At 64.7% G+C, this 18,137-nt stretch carries 19 protein-coding genes and 1 pseudogene; 10 read left to right on the top strand and 10 right to left on the bottom strand.

Annotated elements, in window-relative coordinates; genetic code table 11:
- The first annotated feature begins 102 nt into the window (after positions 1-102).
- Positions 103-324: a hypothetical protein gene (locus tag D6B98_RS09425; RefSeq protein ID WP_126256711.1), complete on the top strand. Its 222-nt coding sequence runs from the start codon at positions 103-105 to the stop codon at positions 322-324.
- Here the strand turns inward: D6B98_RS09425 and D6B98_RS09420 are convergent, their stop codons facing one another.
- Both D6B98_RS09420 and D6B98_RS09415 read right to left on the bottom strand, forming a co-directional pair.
- A complete protein-coding gene (locus D6B98_RS09420) occupies positions 325-1,815 on the bottom strand; it encodes an HWE histidine kinase domain-containing protein (RefSeq protein ID WP_126256710.1) in 1,491 nt (496 codons plus the stop codon).
- A gap of 13 nt (positions 1,816-1,828) precedes the next feature.
- A complete protein-coding gene (locus D6B98_RS09415) occupies positions 1,829-8,125 on the bottom strand; it encodes a HAMP domain-containing protein (protein ID WP_126256709.1) in 6,297 nt (2,098 codons plus the stop codon).
- A gap of 272 nt (positions 8,126-8,397) precedes the next feature.
- Here D6B98_RS09415 and D6B98_RS09410 point away from each other — a divergent pair, with 272 nt between their 5' ends.
- A complete protein-coding gene (locus D6B98_RS09410; RefSeq protein ID WP_126256708.1) occupies positions 8,398-8,691 on the top strand; it encodes a hypothetical protein in 294 nt (97 codons plus the stop codon).
- A gap of 5 nt (positions 8,692-8,696) precedes the next feature.
- Here the strand turns inward: D6B98_RS09410 and D6B98_RS09405 are convergent, their stop codons facing one another.
- Entirely contained in the window at positions 8,697-9,209 is a 513-nt protein-coding gene (locus tag D6B98_RS09405; RefSeq protein WP_126256707.1) for a DUF4142 domain-containing protein, read from the bottom strand.
- 94 nt (positions 9,210-9,303) lie between these two features.
- Between D6B98_RS09405 and D6B98_RS09400 the strand changes: the two genes are divergently transcribed.
- The 3 genes from D6B98_RS09400 to D6B98_RS09395 all read left to right on the top strand — a co-directional run bounded on the left by D6B98_RS09400 (position 9,304) and on the right by D6B98_RS09395 (position 10,123).
- On the top strand, positions 9,304-9,498 hold the full coding sequence (locus D6B98_RS09400; RefSeq protein WP_126256773.1) for a hypothetical protein: 195 nt from the start codon (positions 9,304-9,306) through the stop codon (positions 9,496-9,498).
- Positions 9,499-9,613: 115 nt separating this feature from the next.
- Positions 9,614-9,745 carry a hypothetical protein gene (locus tag D6B98_RS41390; RefSeq protein ID WP_283810151.1) on the top strand — a complete coding sequence of 44 codons (132 nt, stop codon included), beginning with the start codon at positions 9,614-9,616 and terminating at the stop codon, positions 9,743-9,745.
- Between the two features lie 171 nt (positions 9,746-9,916).
- Positions 9,917-10,123, top strand: a complete 207-nt coding sequence (locus tag D6B98_RS09395) for a hypothetical protein (RefSeq protein WP_126256706.1) — start codon at positions 9,917-9,919, stop codon at positions 10,121-10,123.
- A 252-nt stretch (positions 10,124-10,375) separates the two neighbouring features.
- On the opposite strand, the gene D6B98_RS09390 is transcribed toward D6B98_RS09395, so the two are convergent.
- From D6B98_RS09390 to D6B98_RS09355, 7 genes are all read right to left on the bottom strand, one after another.
- On the bottom strand, positions 10,376-10,630 hold the full coding sequence (locus D6B98_RS09390; protein WP_126256705.1) for a hypothetical protein: 255 nt from the start codon (positions 10,628-10,630) through the stop codon (positions 10,376-10,378).
- A gap of 293 nt (positions 10,631-10,923) precedes the next feature.
- Positions 10,924-11,409 carry a hypothetical protein gene (locus D6B98_RS09380; RefSeq protein WP_126256703.1) on the bottom strand — a complete coding sequence of 162 codons (486 nt, stop codon included), beginning with the start codon at positions 11,407-11,409 and terminating at the stop codon, positions 10,924-10,926.
- Complete coding sequence (locus D6B98_RS09375) at positions 11,409-11,756, bottom strand: DUF3147 family protein (RefSeq protein ID WP_126256702.1); 348 nt, start codon at positions 11,754-11,756, stop codon at positions 11,409-11,411. The genes D6B98_RS09380 and D6B98_RS09375 overlap by 1 nt, the downstream gene beginning before the upstream one ends.
- Entirely contained in the window at positions 11,753-12,331 is a 579-nt protein-coding gene (locus tag D6B98_RS09370) for a phosphatase PAP2 family protein (RefSeq protein WP_126256701.1), read from the bottom strand. Before D6B98_RS09370 ends, D6B98_RS09375 begins: the two co-directional genes overlap by 4 nt.
- Before the next feature lie 149 nt (positions 12,332-12,480).
- Positions 12,481-13,032 (bottom strand): DUF4142 domain-containing protein, encoded by a 552-nt coding sequence (locus tag D6B98_RS09365; RefSeq protein WP_126256700.1) that lies wholly within the window; start codon positions 13,030-13,032, stop codon positions 12,481-12,483.
- A gap of 87 nt (positions 13,033-13,119) precedes the next feature.
- Positions 13,120-13,347, bottom strand: a complete 228-nt coding sequence (locus D6B98_RS09360; protein ID WP_126256699.1) for a hypothetical protein — start codon at positions 13,345-13,347, stop codon at positions 13,120-13,122.
- Positions 13,348-13,355: 8 nt separating this feature from the next.
- Positions 13,356-15,143, bottom strand: a complete 1,788-nt coding sequence (locus D6B98_RS09355) for a thiamine pyrophosphate-requiring protein (RefSeq protein ID WP_126256698.1) — start codon at positions 15,141-15,143, stop codon at positions 13,356-13,358.
- Positions 15,144-15,282: 139 nt separating this feature from the next.
- On the opposite strand from D6B98_RS09355, the gene D6B98_RS09350 reads away from it, so the two are divergent.
- The 5 genes and pseudogenes from D6B98_RS09350 to D6B98_RS09335 all read left to right on the top strand — a co-directional run bounded on the left by D6B98_RS09350 (position 15,283) and on the right by D6B98_RS09335 (position 17,937).
- The gene (locus tag D6B98_RS09350; protein WP_126256772.1) at positions 15,283-15,657 is read left to right on the top strand and encodes a PRC-barrel domain-containing protein; all 375 of its coding nucleotides are present in this window, start codon (positions 15,283-15,285) and stop codon (positions 15,655-15,657) included.
- A 15-nt stretch (positions 15,658-15,672) separates the two neighbouring features.
- Positions 15,673-15,831, top strand: coding sequence for a hypothetical protein (locus tag D6B98_RS39770; RefSeq protein WP_164718484.1), 159 nt, complete (start codon positions 15,673-15,675; stop codon positions 15,829-15,831).
- Between the two features lie 365 nt (positions 15,832-16,196).
- A pseudogene (locus tag D6B98_RS09345) lies at positions 16,197-16,343 on the top strand (short-chain dehydrogenase); the annotation flags it as partial.
- A gap of 63 nt (positions 16,344-16,406) precedes the next feature.
- Positions 16,407-17,408 carry an NAD(P)H-dependent flavin oxidoreductase gene (locus tag D6B98_RS09340; RefSeq protein ID WP_126256697.1) on the top strand — a complete coding sequence of 334 codons (1,002 nt, stop codon included), beginning with the start codon at positions 16,407-16,409 and terminating at the stop codon, positions 17,406-17,408.
- A 109-nt stretch (positions 17,409-17,517) separates the two neighbouring features.
- Positions 17,518-17,937, top strand: coding sequence for a hypothetical protein (locus D6B98_RS09335; protein WP_126256696.1), 420 nt, complete (start codon positions 17,518-17,520; stop codon positions 17,935-17,937).
- The last annotated feature ends 200 nt before the right edge of the window (positions 17,938-18,137 follow it).

Genomic DNA, 18,137 nt, shown 5'->3' with positions numbered 1-18,137 from the left:
ATTCGCTGGTTCCAGATGAATGAAGGAATTTCATCGCCGGCTTCATCCGACGTTCATGCCGGGTTTGCCAGGATGAGGTCCGGCAACACGGGGAGCATCGATATGGGTAAGGTGGTCTTTCTTTACCGCTCGCTGGCCTATCGCAACGCGGCCGCGGACATTCTTCGCAAGGCCCGCAAGCTGCCGCGCGGGGCGGAGCGAAGCGCGGCGCGCCGCTACGCCAGGGCATTACGCGATCTCGCCCAGACGGAAGCCTGGCTCGAGGGACGGGTTGCGCGCGAACTGCGGACGCCGCGACGCATGACGAGCGCCGCGTCCGGCTAGCTAGCCGGATGCGCGCTGCAATTCGGCCGAGCCGGTGTCCTCGAACTTCTCGGATAGGGGCGTCGCCGCCGGCTTGCGGGTCAACGGCACCTCCAGGCGGCACAACAGGCCCTCGGCTCGCCAATCGAACCGCGCTTGTCCGCCGAGCTGGGACTCCACGCTCGCCAGCAGGCTTCGCGTGCCGAAGCCGCGCGATTTCGGAGTCATGACGAGCGGACCGCCCGATTCCTCCCAGCTCAGCGTCAGCAATTGGTCCTCGACCTGCCAGCCGATCGTGAGCCGCCCCGACCTGGTCGAGAGGGCACCGTACTTGGCCGAGTTGGTGAAGAGCTCGTGCAGGGCAAGCGCCAGCGTCTGGGCCGTGGCCGGCAGCAACTGGACCTGCGGACCTGCCAATATGATCTGGCCGCCGAGCGAATAGGGCGCCAGCTCCTCGTCGATCAGCCTGGAGAGCTCGGCACCCTGCCAGCTCGACAGCGACAGGATGGTGTGCACGCGCGCCAGCGCGTTGATGCGGCCCTCGACGGCGTTGACATAGGCCTTGACCTCGTCGGCCCGGGTGAGACGCACGATCGACTGCGCCAGCGCCAGCGCGTTCTTGGCGCGATGATCGACTTCCCGCGCCAGCAGATTCTGCCGTTCCTCGGCACGCTTGCGTTCGGTGATGTCCACGGTGACGCCGCTGACGCGGACGACGCGACCGCTATCGTCCACCGTCGCCGCCGCCGTGCCGACGCACCAGCGCACTTCTCCGTCGGGCCGCATGATGCGGAACTCGGTCTCGTAGGCCCGCGTGCCCCTGTTGAACTCGGCGATCGCCTTGCGCAATTGATCGACGTCGTCGGGATGCAACAGCGCTTGAACGTTGGCCGGGTTGACCTCGAAGCTCTCGGGGCTGACGCCGAAGATGCGATACTGCCCTTCGTCCCACATCCAATCGCCGCTGATCCAGTCCCAATCCCAGGATCCCATCTTGCCGGCCGCGATCGCCATGCTGCGCCGTTGTTCGCTCTCGCGCAGCTTTGCGGTGGAGTTCTCCAGTTCCGCCGTGCGTGCGCGGACGCGATCCTCAAGCTCCTGGTTCAGCCGTTCGAGCTCGCGGGTCTTGCGGTAGAGCTCGGCAAACACCTTGATCTTGGCGCGCAGGACTTCCGGCACGACCGGTACCGGCACGTAGTCGACCGCGCCCATCTCGTAGCCGCGTAACCGGTCGATGTCGCTGACCTGGATGGCGGAGATGAAGATCATCGCGGTCTTCTGGAAGCGTGGATGCTCGCGGATCATCGCGGCGAGCTCGAAGCCGTCGAGCTCGGGCATGCAGACGTCGACCAGGATCACTGCGATCTCGGTCTTGAGCAGCACTTCCAGCGCCTCGCGCCCCGACGAGGCGATCACGAGGTTCTCGCCGAGATCCTTCAAGATCACCTCATAGGCGAGCAGCTTGGCGGGCTGGTCGTCGACGAGGAGGATGTTGACCTTTTCGTGGTCCATATGCGGATCCAACTCAGCGGTGCAGCCACATGCGGATCGCAAGCAGCAATTGATCGGTGTTGACGGGTTTGGCGAGATAGTCGGACGCGCCGGCCTCCAGACACTTCTCACGATCACCCTTCATCGCCTTGGCGGTCAGCGCGATGATCGGAAGGCGGGCGAAAGCCGGGTTTTCGCGAATGACGCCGATGGTCTGATATCCATCCATCTGCGGCATCATGATGTCCATCAGCACGATGGCGATTTCCGGATTGGATTCGACCAGCGTCACCGCCTCGCTGCCGGTCGTGGCCGTCAGCACCTTCATGCCGCGCCGTTCCAGCACGCTCGACAGCGCGAAGATGTTGCGGGCGTCGTCGTCCACGAGCAGGGCCGTCTTGCCGATCAGGTCCTCGTCGGAACTGTTCAGCTTCTCCAGCATGCGCTGCTTCTCGACCGGAAGCTCGGTGATCACGCGGTGCAGGAACAGTGCGGTCTCGTCGAGCAGCCGTTCTGGCGATTCCACGCCCTTGACCACGATGCTGCGCGCCATGGTGTGGAGTTCCGCGTCCTCCTCGGCCGAAAGCTCGCGGCCGGTGAAGACGACGACCGGAACGTTCGACAGCGCCTCGTCGTTGCGGATCTGATCCAGCACCTCGAAGCCGCTCATGTCGGGCAGGCGGAGGTCCAGCACCACGCAGTCGCAGGGCGTCTGGCGCAACGTCGAGAGCGCACCGGCGCCGGTGTCCGTCGTGACGATCTCGATGTCGTCGTGATGCAGCAGCTCGCGGATCGAGAGCTGCTCGGCCTCGTTGTCCTCGACGATCAACAGCCGCTTGCGCCGCGGCCGGGCATATTCCTTGATCTGGGTCAGCGCCGCGGAAACGCCTTCGGTCGTCGTCGGCTTGTTGACGAAGGAGAACGCGCCACGCGCCAGCGCATGCTGGCGGTCCTCGTCCAGCGTGATGATCTGCACGGGGATGTGGCGGGTCAGCGGATTGTGCTTGAGCTGGCTCAATACGGTCCACCCGAGCATGTCAGGCAGGAAAATGTCGAGCGAGACGGCTCTCGGCTGGTATTGCTTGGCGAGTTCGAGCGCCTCCGCGCCGCGGGCGGCGACAAGCACCTTGAAGCCCTTGTCGCGGGCCAGATCGACCAGCACGCGGGCGTAGTGCGGATCGTCCTCGACGATCAGGAGGATGGTGTCACCGGGCTCGATGTTGAGCCGGTCGTCGGGAAGCTGCTCGATGACGCGCTGCTGGTCGGGCGCGGCCGTCTGTAGCGCCGGCGGCTGGCCGTGTTGCTGCGGCGCAGGCGCCGCGCGCGGCGCGAGCGTCGGACCGGAATATTTGAGCGGCAGATAAAGCGTGAACGACGAGCCCTTGCCCGGCGAGCTGCGCAGATGGATCTCGCCGCCGAGCAGGCTGGCGAGTTCGCGGCTGATCGCAAGTCCGAGACCGGTGCCGCCGTATTTGCGGCTGGTGCCGGCGTCGGCCTGCTGGAACGCCTCGAAGATCAGCTTCTGCTTCTCCAGGGGAATGCCGATGCCGGTATCGGACACTTCGAACGCGATCACGGCCGGTGCGGAGTTCAGCACCGGGTGATCCGTTCCCCAGCCGCCGACCGCGGCGGTGACCTTCAGGCGCACCTCGCCTTCGGCGGTGAACTTGAAAGCGTTGGAGAGCAGGTTCTTCAGCACCTGTTGCAGCCGCTTGGAGTCGGTGACGATGCTGCGCGGAAGGGTCGGATCGACGTCGATCTTGAACGACAGATTGCGGTTGTCCGCCTCGTGCCGGAACGGCCGTCCGACGGTCTCGAGCAGGTTGGCGGTCAGGATTTCCTCGGCGTCGACCGTCACCGTGCCGGATTCGATCTTGGACAGATCCAGAATGTCGCTGATGAGATTGAGCAGGTCGGTGCCGGCGCCGTGGATGGTGCGGGCGAATTCGACCTGCTTGGCCGTGAGGTTGCCGTCCGGATTGTCGGTGAGCTGCTGTCCCAGGATCAGGATCGAGTTCAGCGGCGTGCGCAGCTCGTGGCTCATATTGGCGAGGAATTCGGACTTGTACTTCGAGGTCAGGGCGAGCTCGGTCGCCTTCTCCTCCAGGGCGCGGCGGGCCTGCTCGATCTCCTGGTTCTTGCGTTCGACCTCGACGTTGCGCTCGGCAAGCTGCTGCGCCTTCTGCTCGAGCTGGTCGTTGGTCTGCTGCAATTCGCGCTGCTGGGTCTGGAGCTCGCCGGCGAGCTGCTGCGACTGCTTGAGCAGGCCTTCGGTCTGCATCGTCGCTTCGATCGAATTGAGCACGATGCCGATGGAGTCGGTGAGCTGCTCCAGGAACGTCATCTGCGAGGTCGTGAAGGAGACGAGCGAGGCGAGCTCGATCACAGCCTTGACCTGGCCTTCGAACAGCACCGGCAGCACGACGAGGTTCTTCGGCGCGACGCGGAACAGCGCCGAGTTGATCGGCACCACGTCGGATGGAATCTCGCCGACGACGCGCGGCCGCTTGTCGAGCGCGCACTGGCCGATCAGGCCTTCGCCGAACTGCAGCACGCGGGGATACGGATAGATGCCGTCGCTGGCATAGGAAGCCAGCAGCAGGAGCTGCGGATTGTCCTCGCTCTCGACCTGGTAGATCACGCCGGTATGCGCGTTCACCAGCGGCGACAGCTCGGTGAGAAGCAGCCGGCCGACGGTGGCGAGATCGCGCTGGCCCTGCAGCATGTTGGTGAATTTCGCCAGATTGGTCTTCAGCCAGTCCTGTTCGGTGTTCACGTCCGTGGTGAGACGGAGATTCGTGATCATCGTGTTGATGTTGTCTTTCAGCTCGGCCACCTCGCCGCGGGCGTCGACCTGGATCGATCGCGTCAGGTCGCCCTTGGTGACGGCGGTCGCGACCTCGGCGATCGCGCGCACCTGCGAGGTAAGGTTGGCGGCGAGCAGGTTGACGTTGCCGGTGAGGTCCTTCCAGGTGCCGGCGGCGCCCGGCACGTTGGCCTGACCGCCGAGCCGGCCTTCGACGCCGACTTCGCGCGCCACCGATGTCACCTGGTCGGCGAAGGTGGCGAGCGTCTCGGTCATGTTGTTGATGGTGTCGGCGAGGGCCGCGACCTCGCCCTTCGATTTGACGGTGAGATTCTGCTTCAGATCGCCGTTGGCGACGGCCGTGACGACCTTGACGATGCCGCGCACCTGCTCGGTGAGGTTGGCCGCCATGAAGTTCACGGTGTCGGTGAGGTCCTTCCAGGTGCCGGCGACGCCCGGCACCTGGGCCTGGCCGCCGAGCTTGCCTTCGGTGCCGACCTCGCGCGCCACGCGCGTCACTTCGCCGGCGAAGGCGTTGAGCTGGTCCACCATGGTGTTGATGGTGTTCTTCAGCTCGAGGATTTCGCCCTTGACGTCGACGGTGATCTTGCGGGAGAGGTCGCCGCGCGCGACCGCCGTGGTCACCTCGGCGATGTTGCGGACCTGTGTGGTGAGGTTCGCCGCCAGGAGGTTGACGTTGTCGGTGAGGTCCTTCCAGGTGCCGCCGACGCCGGGGACGACGGCCTGACCGCCGAGCCGGCCCTCGGTGCCGACCTCGCGGGCGACGCGCGTCACTTCGGCGGCGAAGGAGCGGAGCTGCTCGACCATCGTGTTCAAGGTGTCCTTGAGCAGCAGGATCTCGCCGCGCACGTCCACCGTGATCTTCTTCGACAGGTCGCCGCCGGCGATCGCGGTCGCGACCTCGGCGATGTTGCGGACCTGGGCGGTGAGGTTCGAGGCCATGAAGTTGACGTTGTCGGTGAGGTCCTTCCAGGTGCCGGCGACGCCGGGCACCTCGGCCTGGCCGCCGAGCTTGCCCTCGGTGCCGACCTCGCGCGCCACGCGGGTCACCTCGCCGGCAAAGCCGTTGAGCTGGTCCACCATGGTGTTGATGGTGTTCTTGAGCTCGAGGATTTCGCCCTTCACGTCGACGGTGATCTTGCGCGACAAGTCGCCGCGCGCCACGGCGGTGGTCACTTCGGCGATGTTGCGGACCTGGGCGGTGAGGTTGCCCGCCATCGAGTTCACGCTGTCGGTGAGATCCTTCCAGGTGCCGGCGACGCCGGGCACGTTGGCCTGACCGCCGAGGCGGCCTTCGGTGCCGACCTCGCGCGCCACGCGCGTCACCTCGCCCGCGAAGCGGTTGAGCTGGTCGACCATCGTGTTCAGCGTGTCCTTGAGCTGAAGGATCTCGCCGCGCACGTCCACGGTGATCTTGCGCGACAGGTCGCCGCCGGCGATCGCGGTCGCGACTTCGGCGATGTTGCGGACCTGGGCGGTGAGGTTGCCCGCCATCGAGTTCACGGAATCGGTCAAGTCCTTCCAGGTGCCGGCGACGCCGGGCACGCCGGCCTGGCCGCCGAGCTTGCCGTCGGTGCCGACCTCGCGGGCGACGCGCGTCACTTCGCCGGCGAAAGCGTTGAGCTGGTCCACCATGGTGTTCAGGGTTTCCTTCAGCTGAAGGATTTCGCCCGAGACGTTCACCGTGATCTTCTTCGACAAATCGCCCTTGGCGACCGCGGTCGCGACCTCGGCGATGTTGCGGACCTGGCCGGTCAGGTTCGAGGCCATCGAGTTGACGCTGTCGGTGAGATCCTTCCAGGTTCCGCCGACGCCGCGCACGACGGCCTGGCCACCGAGCTTGCCTTCGGTGCCGACTTCGCGGGCAACGCGCGTGACTTCGCCGGCGAAGGCGTTGAGCTGGTCCACCATGGTGTTGATGGTGTCCTTCAGCTCCAGGATCTCGCCGCGCACGTCGACCGTGATCTTCTTCGACAGGTCGCCGCCGGCGACCGCGGTCGTCACCTCGGCGATGTTGCGGACCTGCGCGGTGAGGTTCGACGCCATCGAGTTGACGCTCTCGGTGAGGTCCTTCCAGGTGCCGGCGACGCCGAGCACGTTGGCCTGTCCGCCGAGCCGGCCCTCGGTGCCGACCTCGCGGGCGACGCGCGTGACTTCGCCGGCGAAGGCGTTGAGCTGGTCGACCATGGTGTTGAGCGTCTCCTTCAGCTGAAGGATTTCGCCCGAGACGTTCACCGTGATCTTCTTCGAGAGGTCGCCGCTCGCGATGGCGGTTGCGACGTCGGCGATGTTGCGGACCTGCGCGGTGAGGTTCGAGGCCATGAAGTTGACGTTGTCGGTGAGGTCCTTCCAGGTGCCGGCGACACCGGGCACCTGGGCCTGGCCGCCGAGCTTGCCTTCGGTGCCGACCTCGCGCGCCACGCGCGTCACTTCCGAAGCGAAGGAGTTGAGCTGGTCCACCATGGTGTTGATGGTGTCCTTCAGCTCCAGGATCTCGCCGCGCACGTCCACCGTGATCTTGCGCGACAGGTCGCCGCGCGCCACGGCGGTGGTGACGTTGGCGATGTTGCGCACTTGTGCGGTCAGGTTGCCGCACATCGCGTTGACGGAGTCGGTCAGGTCCTTCCAGGTGCCGGCGACGCCGGGCACGATGGCCTGGCCGCCGAGCTTGCCGTCGGTGCCGACCTCGCGCGCCACGCGCGTCACTTCGGAGGCGAAGGAGCGGAGCTGGTCCACCATCGTGTTGATGGCTTCCTTGAGTTGCAGGATCTCGCCGCGGACGTCGACCGTGATCTTCTTGGAGAGGTCGCCGTTGGCGACCGCGATCGTCACCTCGGCGATGTTGCGAACCTGGTTGGTCAGGTTGTTCGCCATCGAGTTGACGCTCTCGGTGAGGTCCTTCCAGACGCCGGTCACCTCAGGCACCTGGGCCTGGCCGCCGAGCTTGCCTTCGGTGCCGACCTCGCGCGCCACGCGCGTCACCTCGGAGGTGAACACGCCGAGCTGCTTGATCATGGTGTTGACGATGGTCGCCGACTGCAGGAACTCGCCGCGCAGCGGACGGCCGTCGACGTCGAGCTTGACGGTCTGGAGCAGGTCACCCTGCGCGACGGCCGCGACCGCGCGCGTCACCTCGCGCGTCGGCCACAGCAAATCGTCGATCAGCGTGTTGACGGAGCCTTCCATGTCGGCCCAGGAGCCCGAGGCGAGGCCGAATTTCACGCGCTGCCGGGTCTTGCCTTCGCGGCCGACCACCTGGCCCACCAGCTCGAGTTGCTGCGCCATGCGCTGGTTGGCGGCGATGATTTCGTTAAAAGTGTCGGCGATCTTGCCGTCGATGCCGAGATAGTCGCCGCTCATGCGCACCGAGAAATCGCCGCTGCGCATGGCCTGCAGGGCCAGCAGCAATTCGGCCCGGGAATCCGGATCAGACAAACCATTGGTTTTTGGCTTTGGGACGCGACGACCGGAGCGTGATGCAGTTCCGGGATCGAGGTCGCTCATACTTATTTTCCCCCGCAGGCGTCGCCCGAATCCAAGGCAAGACGCAATTGGTCAAAATAGAGCGTCAGCCAAATTCGAAATCAAGCGCCAAGGTTGCGGCGCGAGGAAATGGAACCTGTCTTGCTCAGCCCAACGCCATTAACCGCAAACCCCTGATTTGGTTCCACACGGCTTCGAAAAACAGACGACGCGGGGCCTGCGGTGTCACCGGTCCCCCTTCGGAACGGAGCGCCGCGCTTCGCGGTTAGCCCGCGCGCAGAGGGAGAATGGACATGAAAGCAGGACTTGCCGCGACGATCGTCGTGCTGTTTGCCGGGGCGGCCTTGGCCCAGGGCGGCGCCCCCAGCGGTCGCGGGGCGGTGACCGGCGACCCCGCCGCCAGCTCGGCCAACCCCAAGGCGGATTCCCCGACCACGGGAAGGGCAGCCCGCTCCAACCCTAGCGGAAGCGGGACCTCATCTTCGGGCGGCAAGGACGACAATGGCGATGCGGGCCGGGACAGGATGCCGGAGAGCAACCGCACCGTGCGGCCGGAGAGCCAGCAGCATCGTCCGAACGACAAATAGGGGGACTACTTGTCCGCCATGGTCCGCTCGGCATCCTTGACCTGCGCGCGCAGCACCGGCAGCAGCTCGCGCGCGAAGGCCGCGAGCGCAATGTTGTCGGGCGCCTTCAGATAGCTTTCGAGCAGCTTGATGGCCGATTCATATTCGGGAATCTGCGAGGCATAGAAGCTTCGGACGTAGCTCGGTCCGTCCGAAGTTTCGGGTTCGATCAGGCTGGCGGCGACGGGCGTCGTCTTGCCGACGCGGGGCTCGGCGCCGATCGTCTCCTGAATCTGCTTCAGCGCCTTGTCGCGTTTGGCCGCTTCCTCGGCGCGCAAGGCGGCGAGGTGCTTGACCTCGGCGTTGCCCTTCAGATCGGTGCTCTCCAGTAGACCCTGCTGAAAACGGCTGAAATTGTAGAGGCCGCTGATGACGTCGGTTGCGCTCGGCGGGCGGTCGGGAGGCTTTCGTGCACCGGTGCTGTCGGCAAGCGCAACAGTGCTGATGAATGCCATCATGATGGCGACGAGAACTCGCATCGATATCAACTGCGGATGGCGGGCGAAGTTCCCTGAACGTTACGATGCGGTAAGGGCCATTGCGACCCGGGAGTTCCGTCCCCACGTCCTTTCCATGAAACAGTCTGACATCTTCAGAGACAATGCCGACAATTGCCTTCAGCTCGCCGAGCGCGCCGAAGGACAACCCGCGCACAAGCGCTATTCGCGTATGGCGGACGCCTGGACGGCCCTGGCTCACGAGCAGGATTGGCTGGATGGCGAGGTCCCGCCCGTTCCGGGTCGCTTCCCTCAACAGCGGGACGCGTGAGCGTTCTCCGCTTGGTGATTCGGTGTGAGACCGCTCACGGAATGCAAGCGACCAATCCAGGATGATCGGGAAATAGTCAATCGCGTCGGTTTTCGATTCCAGTAGGAGGTTTGCGATGGCTCCACGTCTGGTTCTGCTTTCCCTGATTTTCGCCTTTGGCGTCTCGGTCGCGTTTGCGACGGTAACGACGGTGCGCCAGGTGCATCTGGGGAGTGCATCGGCCGCGGTCCATGCGACGCACAGCTAAAGCGCGATGCGATCAGGAAGAATCGTCATCGCGCTTTAGGTTGTTGTTTGAGCATGATCTTTTCGGAAAACCGCTACGCACTTTTCCGGATCATGCTTTAGGACCAAGCCGGAACATTCGACGCCGCAGTGCGTAAGCGCTTCGAGACATCACGAGAGGCGAAGGCACATCATGGCCCATTCCGACCACGGCATCGTCAAGGACAAGCGCGCTGAGGAGCAGCCTCGCGACAAGCAGCGTGCACAGTCCGTGCATAAGGCGGATCCGAAAGGTTCCCCCTCGCGGGAAGCGACGCGCGATCCGAAGCTGAACGATAACAGCAAGACGCCTGGCTCCGGCATGACGCCGGATGATTCCGGCGGCGCGCCGAGCGGCTAAAGCATGATCCGGAAAAGTGCGCAGCGGTTTTCCGAAAAGATCATGCTTAAACAACAACCTAAAGCGCGATGAATGATCCATCCTGATCGCATCGCGCTTCAGACCGAACTCCAGCTTTCGCGCGGGGAACGAATCCTCGGGCGTGGAGTCGACAGGTTGCTTCCGGTTGGCATGCCCCCGGTGCGCCGGAAGCAATCTCCAAGGACGGCCCTGGCACCCACCGTGCCGGGGTCGTTTGCTTGTGGCCGGCGTCTACGGCTCAGTCCCGTTGCCGCCCTCTGGATCTCCGTGGGTGTGTCCGTCCGGTCCGCGGCCGAATACGCCGAAGCTGCTGGACTTCACACCGGCCCCCGCCTCGACGCCCGCGGCGGCCAGTCCGAACCTGAGAAGATCGCGGACCGCTGCCGCCCGCGTCGGCATGCGGTGTTTGAACCGGAAATCGTCAACGGCGGCCAATTCTTCCGGTGAGAGCATGACCTGAAGGCGCTCAGCGCGAAGCTCGTTCATGGTCGTTCACACAAATTGAGTAGGTTGAGTAGGTTACTCAACGAACTAACCCCGGCGCGGGTTCCATGAGAGGGCGAGTGACCCGGTGGCGCATTTTCCTGAAGAAGGGAGAGAAGCCATGACGGACGAAGTCAGGTTGCCCCGCAAGCTTTCCCAAGAGCCGGAAGCCTCCAAACCGGTTCGTCCAAGCCACCAGAAGGTCATCGAGCAAGTCGAGCGCTGGGCCAACAGCCCGGGGCTGCAACCCCCCGCGGACGGAGGATGCGAAGACGGTCTGAGCCGAGACGTTGATGTTACGGGACGGTGCCGCGGCGCCTCGCTGAATGCGCGATGCGCTCGGTCCGCGCGGCGCGGGAGGTGATGCGAAGCTTTCGCCTCAACCACCACGCCGAGACCGCAACCGCCGCCCATACCAGAATGGCGGCGACGAATGCGCCGATCGCGGTCGTCGACACCACGACGTAGAAGACCGCGGCGAATGCTGCGAGACCGATGCTTCCGAGGCCGGCACCCGCAGCATCGAGCGCCGCGGCCTGCTGCCCGCGCCTGCGTCCGCTGAGGCCGGCCTTCTCCTTGGCGCGGCGCTCATGGCTTTCGATCAGCGTGGCGCTGGCGCAGAAGATGGCGGGAAGCGCGAGGAAGAGCCCGCCGACGGAGACGCCGAATCGTGAGCTTACGGCCCCCGTAACGACCGTTGCCAGCCCGCCGAGCAAAAAGCGAACACCATACTCGTACCATCGCGTCTGTTTGAGCGCCGATGAAGACAGCTTGACCAGCATCAGGCCGCACCTCCGAAGCCAGCGAGCAGACCGAAGGCGACGACGAGCCATACCGCAAAAGCAGCGACGGTGGCCGGCAATGCGGCGAGATGAAACCTTATCAGGAGATGGCAGACGGCGAGGCTGTAACAGGCGAGCGCGATGGCGCCGTAGATCATCGTCCAGCTCTCGGCGGCGGCATATTGCGGGCCGTGCTGGACGACGGCAATGCTGAGCGTGGCCAGCGCAACCGACGGCGCCGCGCCAAGCAGCCCGGCAAAACTCTTCGGCCGCAGCATGTCGCCCAAGATCGCGAAAGCGGAGACGATCAGACCGCCGGCGATGAAGCGCACGAGATATTCGGTCATGGCCGTATCCACGAGGCTTGAGGCGGCCGCTTCGCCAGCGTGAACGGCCTCAACAGCCGCTCGACGATCACGCCAAGCGCGAAGCCTGCCACCACGTCGCTGGTCCAGTGCGCGAGCACGACGACGCGCGTCAATGACAGGGCCACGGCAGTTGAGCGCACCAGCCGGCGTGGCACGGAGCTCAGCAGCCCGGCCGCCGAGGCCAGCGCGCCCATGTGCAAGGCATGGCCGGAAGGGAACGCATCGCGGGACCGCCCCGAGATGGGAACGCCGTGTGCATGACCCAGCAGCGTCAGTCGGTCGGGCCTGATCTGGTCAAACAGGGACTTGAGCAGGTGCGGCAGCACCGCAGTTGCCAACGAGACTGCCAACACATGATTTGCCGCAGGGCGCGCTTCGGGCCGCCGGATCTGGGCGTAGAGCCATCCAGCCGCAGCGAGCGCGAGCAGCACGTGCTCGTCCGCAGCCCAGGTCAGAGTCTGGGCGGCTTGCTCTATGCCTGAATTGGTGTCGCGCGCAATTTCGCTTGCGATCGCCTGATCGATCCGAGTGGGTTTTACTTTTACAAGTGCCATCGGTCTGGCGAGATATTTTTCGTGACCGTCGTGTAAATTCTGTATGACAATGAATGTTCCTGTGACGTGCCGTGTCGCGTATCACCCGTTGGCGGACATCGTTGCGGGACGAGGAGGACGCCGCGCGGCGGCCTCCCCGGTGAACCCCGTTACTTGGACTGGCCGACGCTCGGCGCCTTGCCGAGCTCCTTGGCCATGTCGAGATGGTGCTTCAGGGCGGGGAGCGTCTTGCCGGCCCAATTCTTGAGCTCGGCATTGTCGCCGCCCTTGGCGTAACGCTCGAACAGCGACACGGCGTCTTCATGAGCGCTGACCTGATAGGAATTGTAGTCCGAGCTGAAGTCCCTGCCGGTCGCGCTCTTGAGCTTGTCGAGCTTGCTCTGGTGTGAGCTGTCGAGCTCCGTCGGAAGCGTGGCCTGGATCTTCTTGTCGCCGACCAGGCCCTTGAGCTCGGTGCTGGTCTTTGTGTGATCGGTGATCATCTGCTGCGCAAAGCTCTTCTCCTGCGCGTTGCCCTTCTGCTGGGCAAGCTTGCTCGACTCGATCTCGAACATGTCGCTGATCGCGACCTGCTTGACGAAGTCGGGGGTGGAAGGTGCGACGCCGAGCGCCGAATTGACGCCGGTCTTCTCGCCCAGCGATTGGGCGAGCGCAGGGCCAGCGAAGAGTACGCAGGCGAGGACGATGACGGCACGTTTCATGTTCGGTCCCTCCTTTCGGATGCGCGGCCTCATGCCGCGCGATGTTGGCGCCGATCAACACGTCGCAGGGGCCGTTGTTCCTAACGGCTAATCTGCGGGATGCCGCCCGGTGCGCGGATTGATGGGGTCGGTCGGTTTGCGCCGAAGCCGCTCGGGCAGAAAGGGCTCGGCGGCGTCGGCCGTGGCGTCGGCACGCACGTCGGCATGGCGCTGCGCGCGTTGGTGCGGCGTCGTGTTGTCGTTGAAGTGGCGTTTTACGTCGACGCCATCGACGGGATCGTTGACGCCGTGCTGGATATCGCGGAAGTCGCTCATGGTTCACCTCATTCCTTTCCGGGCAGGATCGTTTCGAGCACCTGCCGCGCCGCTCCCTTGATCATCCCAGCTTCGTTCGGATCGCCCTTCAGCAGGGCGAGGGAGAAGTTCTTGGCCTGCTGCAGCGTGATATGCGGCGGCAGCGGCGGCACTTCGGGATCGGTCTTCACCTCCAGCACCACGGGCATCGTGCTCGCCAGTGCCTGCTCCCAGGCCGAGCCGAGCTGCTCCGGACTGTCGACGAAGATGCCGCGCAGGCCGATCATTTCTGCGAACCTGGAATAGGGGACGTCCGGTATGCGCTGCGAGGCCTCGAACTTGGGATCGCCATTGATGACACGCTGCTCCCAGGTCACCTGGTTGAGGTCCTCGTTGTTGAAGACGCAGACGATGAAGCGCGGATCCTTCCAGTTGCGCCAGTACTTCGCCGCGGTGATCAATTCGGCCATGTTGTTCATCTGCATCGCGCCGTCGCCGACGAGGGCGATCACTGGCCGATCCGGATGGGCGTACTTCGCGGCGAGCGCATAGGGCACGGCGGCACCCATCGAGGCGAGGCCGCCGGAGAGCGAGGCAATCATGCCGCGCCGCATCTTCAGGTCGCGTGCGAACCAGTTTGCGCAGGAGCCGGAATCGCTGGTGACGATCGCGCGCTCGGGCAGGCGCGGGGACAATTCCCAGGCGACGAGCTGCGGATTGACCGGCGCCGCCGGCTGATGTGCGCGGCCATCCAGCGTCTTCCACCATTTGGTGACGTCATCTGCGATCCGCTGGCGCCAGGCGCCGTCGGCCTTGGCTTTCAGTCGCGGCAACAATGCGCGCAGTGTCTCCGCGGCATCGCCGACGAGGCCGACCTCCATGGGAAAGCGGATCGACAGCATGCTCGCGTCGATGTCGATCTGCACGCCGCGTGCGGCGCCTTCCTTCGGCAGGAATTCGGCATAGGGAAAGGCCGAGCCGACCATCAGCAGCGTGTCGCATTCCATCATCATGTTGTAGCTGGGCTCGGTGCCGAGCAGGCCGATCGCGCCGGTGACCCACGGCAGATCGTCGGGCAGCGCCGCCTTGCCGAGCAGTGCCTTGGCGCAGCCGGCCGACAGCCGGTCGGCGACGGCGATCACCTCGTCGGTGGCGCCAAGCGCGCCGGCGCCGACCAGCATCGCAACCTTCTTGCCGGCATTGAGGACCTCCGCGGCGCGATCGAGATCGGCCTCGCGCGGCGTGATGCTGGGTGCGCTGTAGCCGATGCCGGAATGCAGCGTGCCGTGGGCGCGCGGCGGGCTTTCGTAAGGCTCCTCCTGCAGGTCGTTGGGCAGGATGATCACGGTGGGGGTCCGCCGCGCCAGCGCGATCCGAACCGCGCGATCAATCAGGTGCCGCACTTGTGCAGGCGAGGATGCCTGCATGACGTAGGCTCCGGCGACGTCCTTGAACATCGAGAGCAGGTCGAGCTCCTGCTGGTAGTGCCCGCCGAGGGCATTGCGGGCCTGCTGGCCGACGATCGCCAGCACCGGCTGATGATCGAGCAACGCATCGTAGAGCCCGGTGATGAGATGCGAGGCGCCGGGGCCCGAGGTCGCAATGCAGACGCCGAGTTCCCCAGAGAATTTCGCGTAAGCGGTGGCCATGAAGGCCGACATCTCCTCGTGCCGGGCCTGGATGAAGCCGATCTTGCCTTCGGCCCGGTTCATCGCGCCGAACACGCCGTTGATGCCGTCGCCGGGATAGCCAAAGACGTGGCGCACGCCCCATTGATGCAGACGCTGGACGATGAAGTCGGAGACGGTCTGGGACATCGTGCGAAACCCTGGCTGAGTGTGTGAGCTCAGAGAACGGCTCCTTTCCTGCGATGTTCCTGGCGCGCTCCGGGAACACGTCCGGAACGATCGCGGCCCCCTCGCGATTGATTCACATATGACTGAGTGGAGAATGACGATGCTGAATCAGGGCGAACTGGACCGCGACGAAATGGGCCGGCTGATCGGAAGCGACAAGGTCGAGGGAACATCGGTCTTCGGCGCCGATCGGAACAAGATCGGTTCGATCGAACGGGTGATGATCGACAAGATCAGCGGCAAGGTCTCCTACGCGGTGCTTGGTTTCGGTGGATTCCTCGGCCTCGGCAATGATCATTATCCGTTGCCCTGGCAATCCCTCAAATACGACACCGAACTTGGCGGCTACATTACCGCGATCACGGCCAAGGATCTGGAAGGTGCTCCGAGATACGGCGAGAAGACCGAATGGAACTGGCGCGATGAGGCGGCCGTGCGCGGAATCAATGCCTATTACGGCGTCCCGTTCGTGTAGCGGAAGGATCAACCGATGAGCAAGGAACGCCCTACCGACGATCCCCGTGATCAGAATGATTGGGGTTCGCACAGACAGACGGACAAGCCCTGGAAGGGCAACCCGGAAAAGGAGCAGGGATCGGACGAGGTGAAGCCCGATCTCGAGAAATGGCATCGGACGAAGACGCACTGAGACAGCTGCTCCTCTCAGACTATCGAGACGAGCGCGGCGTGATGCCGCGCTTCCTTTTTTGGCAGGGCGATCACGAATGACGGCGGCGCGTTGGCATGGCCGGAACCATGCTGCCGCCTGATCGAGCACGGCGGCCGTGCTGCGGCCGATCAAGCTGGGTGCGCCAGTGCGGGGCATTGAGGCATGCCCGCCGCCGCTTGCGTCATTGCGAGCGCAGCGAAGCAATCCAGATTCCCTCGGCGGAGAAGAATTCTGGATTGCTTCGTCGCAAGGGCTCCTCGCAATGACGGTATGAGAGCAGCACCGGCCGCCGCAACGGCGACAAGCTGGCGCCGCTGGTGAAGGATATCGAGGCCGCCTGCGGTGAGATCCTCGGGCCCGATGCGCTTGATAATCCCGATCTCTTGATGCCGCCGTCCTCGGTCGCGGACGCCTGTTGGCAGCTCTACCAGCATCCGAAGAGCGCCTGGACCTTTGAAATGGAGATCCGCCCATTGGGAGAGAAATGGTGACCGCGTCGCAAAAGTCCGGCTAGACTGCCTCCAACAGAAGCGAATTCCGGGAGGAGAAACCAAGTGAAGACAGCGATCACCGAGCTGTTCGGCATTGAACATCCCATCATCCAGGGCGGCATGCATTTCGTCGGCTTTGCCGAGCTGGCCGCCGCTGTCTCCAATGCCGGCGGGCTCGGCATCATCACCGGTCTCACCCAGAAGACGCCGGAGCTGCTCGCCAAGGAGATCGCGCGCTGCCGCGACATGACCGACAAGCCGTTCGGCGTGAACCTTACCTTCCTGCCGGCCTTCTCGGCGCCGCCTTATCCGGAATACATCGCCGCCATCGTCGAGGGCGGCATCAAGGCGGTGGAGACCGCCGGCCGCAGCCCTGAAGCCTACATGCCGGCGTTGAAGGCCGCCGGCATCAAGGTCATCCACAAATGCACCTCGGTCCGCCACTCGCTGAAGGCCCAGCGCATCGGCTGCGACGCCGTCAGCGTCGACGGCTTCGAGTGCGGCGGTCATCCCGGCGAGGACGACATTCCCAACATGATCCTGCTGCCGCGCGCAGCGGAGGAATTGAAGATCCCGTTCGTCGCCTCGGGCGGCATGGCCGACGGGCGCAGCCTGGTCGCGGCATTGTCGCTGGGCGCAGCCGGCATGAACATGGGCACGCGCTTCATCGCCACCAAGGAGGCGCCGGTGCATCAGAACGTGAAGAACGCGCTGGTCGCGGCAACCGAGCTCGATACCCGCCTGATCATGCGCAGCTTGCGCAATACCGAGCGCGTGCTCAGAAATGCCAACGTCGATCGTCTCATCGAGATCGAGCGCGAGAAGGGCGACAAGCTGAAGATCGACGACATCCACGACCAGGTTGCGGGCGTCTACCCCAAGATCATGCTGGAAGGCCAGATGGACGCCGGCGCCTGGAGTTGCGGCATGGTCGCAGGGTTGATCCATGACATCCCCTCCTGCAAGGAACTCATCGATCGGATCATGGAAGAGGCGGAACAGATCATTCGCAGCCGCTTGATGGGTTTCCTGGACGGGACGGGGGCGACGCGAAAGGTCGCCTGACACCGCCAAACTTCTTAACCACGGCGGCACCTGGCCGCTGGAATTACGCGCGATGCGTCCTAAATAGGGGTAAATTACCCCTTTCATATTGGAATTTCAGGAGGCGACCGTGGTCCTGAAAAGCGGTTCTTTTGCAATTGCCGTTGCCCTCGTCATCGCATGGGGCGGCATCGCTCGCGCTGACGACTACAAGCCAGACGAATATCTCGGTCTCGATCTCTCCAGGGCCGTGCTCTCGCCGAAGCGGCTCGGGCCCGAGACGCGGTTCGCACCGGTCGCCCTCGAGGCGCGCGGCGGCAACGAGGCGCAGGCGCGCGCGGAGCCCGTCGACGTGCCGAAGAAGGTGGCCGCCGAGCGCGTCCGTGTGGCCGAGCCGAAGGCCGCGCATGCGAAGAGCGCGCAGCCGCGCGGCGCAGCCCGCGCGAAGCTGGCGCATCGTCACGGCAACCCGCTCGACGCACAGGCGATGGACACCCGCATCCAGACCTGGCCCTGCCGCACCGGCGGCATCTGCAACTGGAAGCGCTAGGCGGGATGGGATCAGATTTGATTGCTCCAAGGCAGGTGCGCTCCCTCTCCCGCTTGCGGGAGAGGTGAACGACCTGCGGCAGTCGATTTAACCTAAACCCATTCCGCGCTAGGCAGCGACGCTGCGGCCGCTTCACCTCGCCCGTCATCTTCGCGTCGCAAAATCGTCGGCGGGGAGTCAACAAACCGTAAGCTGGAGGT

This window comes from Bradyrhizobium sp. LVM 105 (assembly GCF_003957705.1).
Taxonomy (GTDB): Bacteria; Pseudomonadota; Alphaproteobacteria; order Rhizobiales; family Xanthobacteraceae; genus Bradyrhizobium; species Bradyrhizobium frederickii.
This window is presented reverse-complemented; position numbering and strand designations above follow the sequence as displayed.

What these genes read in the sequence shown, in the direction of transcription:
- D6B98_RS09365 (WP_126256700.1), bottom strand. Translation starts at nt 13,032, where the DNA reads ATGAAACGTGCCGTCATCGTCCTCGCCTGCGTACTCTTCGCTGGCCCT.
- D6B98_RS09350 (WP_126256772.1), top strand. Translation starts at nt 15,283, where the DNA reads ATGCTGAATCAGGGCGAACTGGACCGCGACGAAATGGGCCGGCTGATC.
- D6B98_RS09370 (WP_126256701.1), bottom strand. Translation starts at nt 12,331, where the DNA reads ATGGCACTTGTAAAAGTAAAACCCACTCGGATCGATCAGGCGATCGCA.
- D6B98_RS09405 (WP_126256707.1), bottom strand. Translation starts at nt 9,209, where the DNA reads ATGCGAGTTCTCGTCGCCATCATGATGGCATTCATCAGCACTGTTGCG.
- D6B98_RS09355 (WP_126256698.1), bottom strand. Translation starts at nt 15,143, where the DNA reads ATGTCCCAGACCGTCTCCGACTTCATCGTCCAGCGTCTGCATCAATGG.
- D6B98_RS09360 (WP_126256699.1), bottom strand. Translation starts at nt 13,347, where the DNA reads ATGAGCGACTTCCGCGATATCCAGCACGGCGTCAACGATCCCGTCGAT.
- D6B98_RS39770 (WP_164718484.1), top strand. Translation starts at nt 15,673, where the DNA reads ATGAGCAAGGAACGCCCTACCGACGATCCCCGTGATCAGAATGATTGG.
- D6B98_RS09395 (WP_126256706.1), top strand. Translation starts at nt 9,917, where the DNA reads ATGGCCCATTCCGACCACGGCATCGTCAAGGACAAGCGCGCTGAGGAG.
- D6B98_RS09380 (WP_126256703.1), bottom strand. Translation starts at nt 11,409, where the DNA reads ATGCTGGTCAAGCTGTCTTCATCGGCGCTCAAACAGACGCGATGGTAC.
- D6B98_RS09410 (WP_126256708.1), top strand. Translation starts at nt 8,398, where the DNA reads ATGAAAGCAGGACTTGCCGCGACGATCGTCGTGCTGTTTGCCGGGGCG.
- D6B98_RS09420 (WP_126256710.1), bottom strand. Translation starts at nt 1,815, where the DNA reads ATGGACCACGAAAAGGTCAACATCCTCCTCGTCGACGACCAGCCCGCC.
- D6B98_RS09390 (WP_126256705.1), bottom strand. Translation starts at nt 10,630, where the DNA reads ATGAACGAGCTTCGCGCTGAGCGCCTTCAGGTCATGCTCTCACCGGAA.
- D6B98_RS09400 (WP_126256773.1), top strand. Translation starts at nt 9,304, where the DNA reads ATGAAACAGTCTGACATCTTCAGAGACAATGCCGACAATTGCCTTCAG.
- D6B98_RS41390 (WP_283810151.1), top strand. Translation starts at nt 9,614, where the DNA reads ATGGCTCCACGTCTGGTTCTGCTTTCCCTGATTTTCGCCTTTGGCGTC.
- D6B98_RS09375 (WP_126256702.1), bottom strand. Translation starts at nt 11,756, where the DNA reads ATGACCGAATATCTCGTGCGCTTCATCGCCGGCGGTCTGATCGTCTCC.
- D6B98_RS09415 (WP_126256709.1), bottom strand. Translation starts at nt 8,125, where the DNA reads ATGAGCGACCTCGATCCCGGAACTGCATCACGCTCCGGTCGTCGCGTC.
- D6B98_RS09425 (WP_126256711.1), top strand. Translation starts at nt 103, where the DNA reads ATGGGTAAGGTGGTCTTTCTTTACCGCTCGCTGGCCTATCGCAACGCG.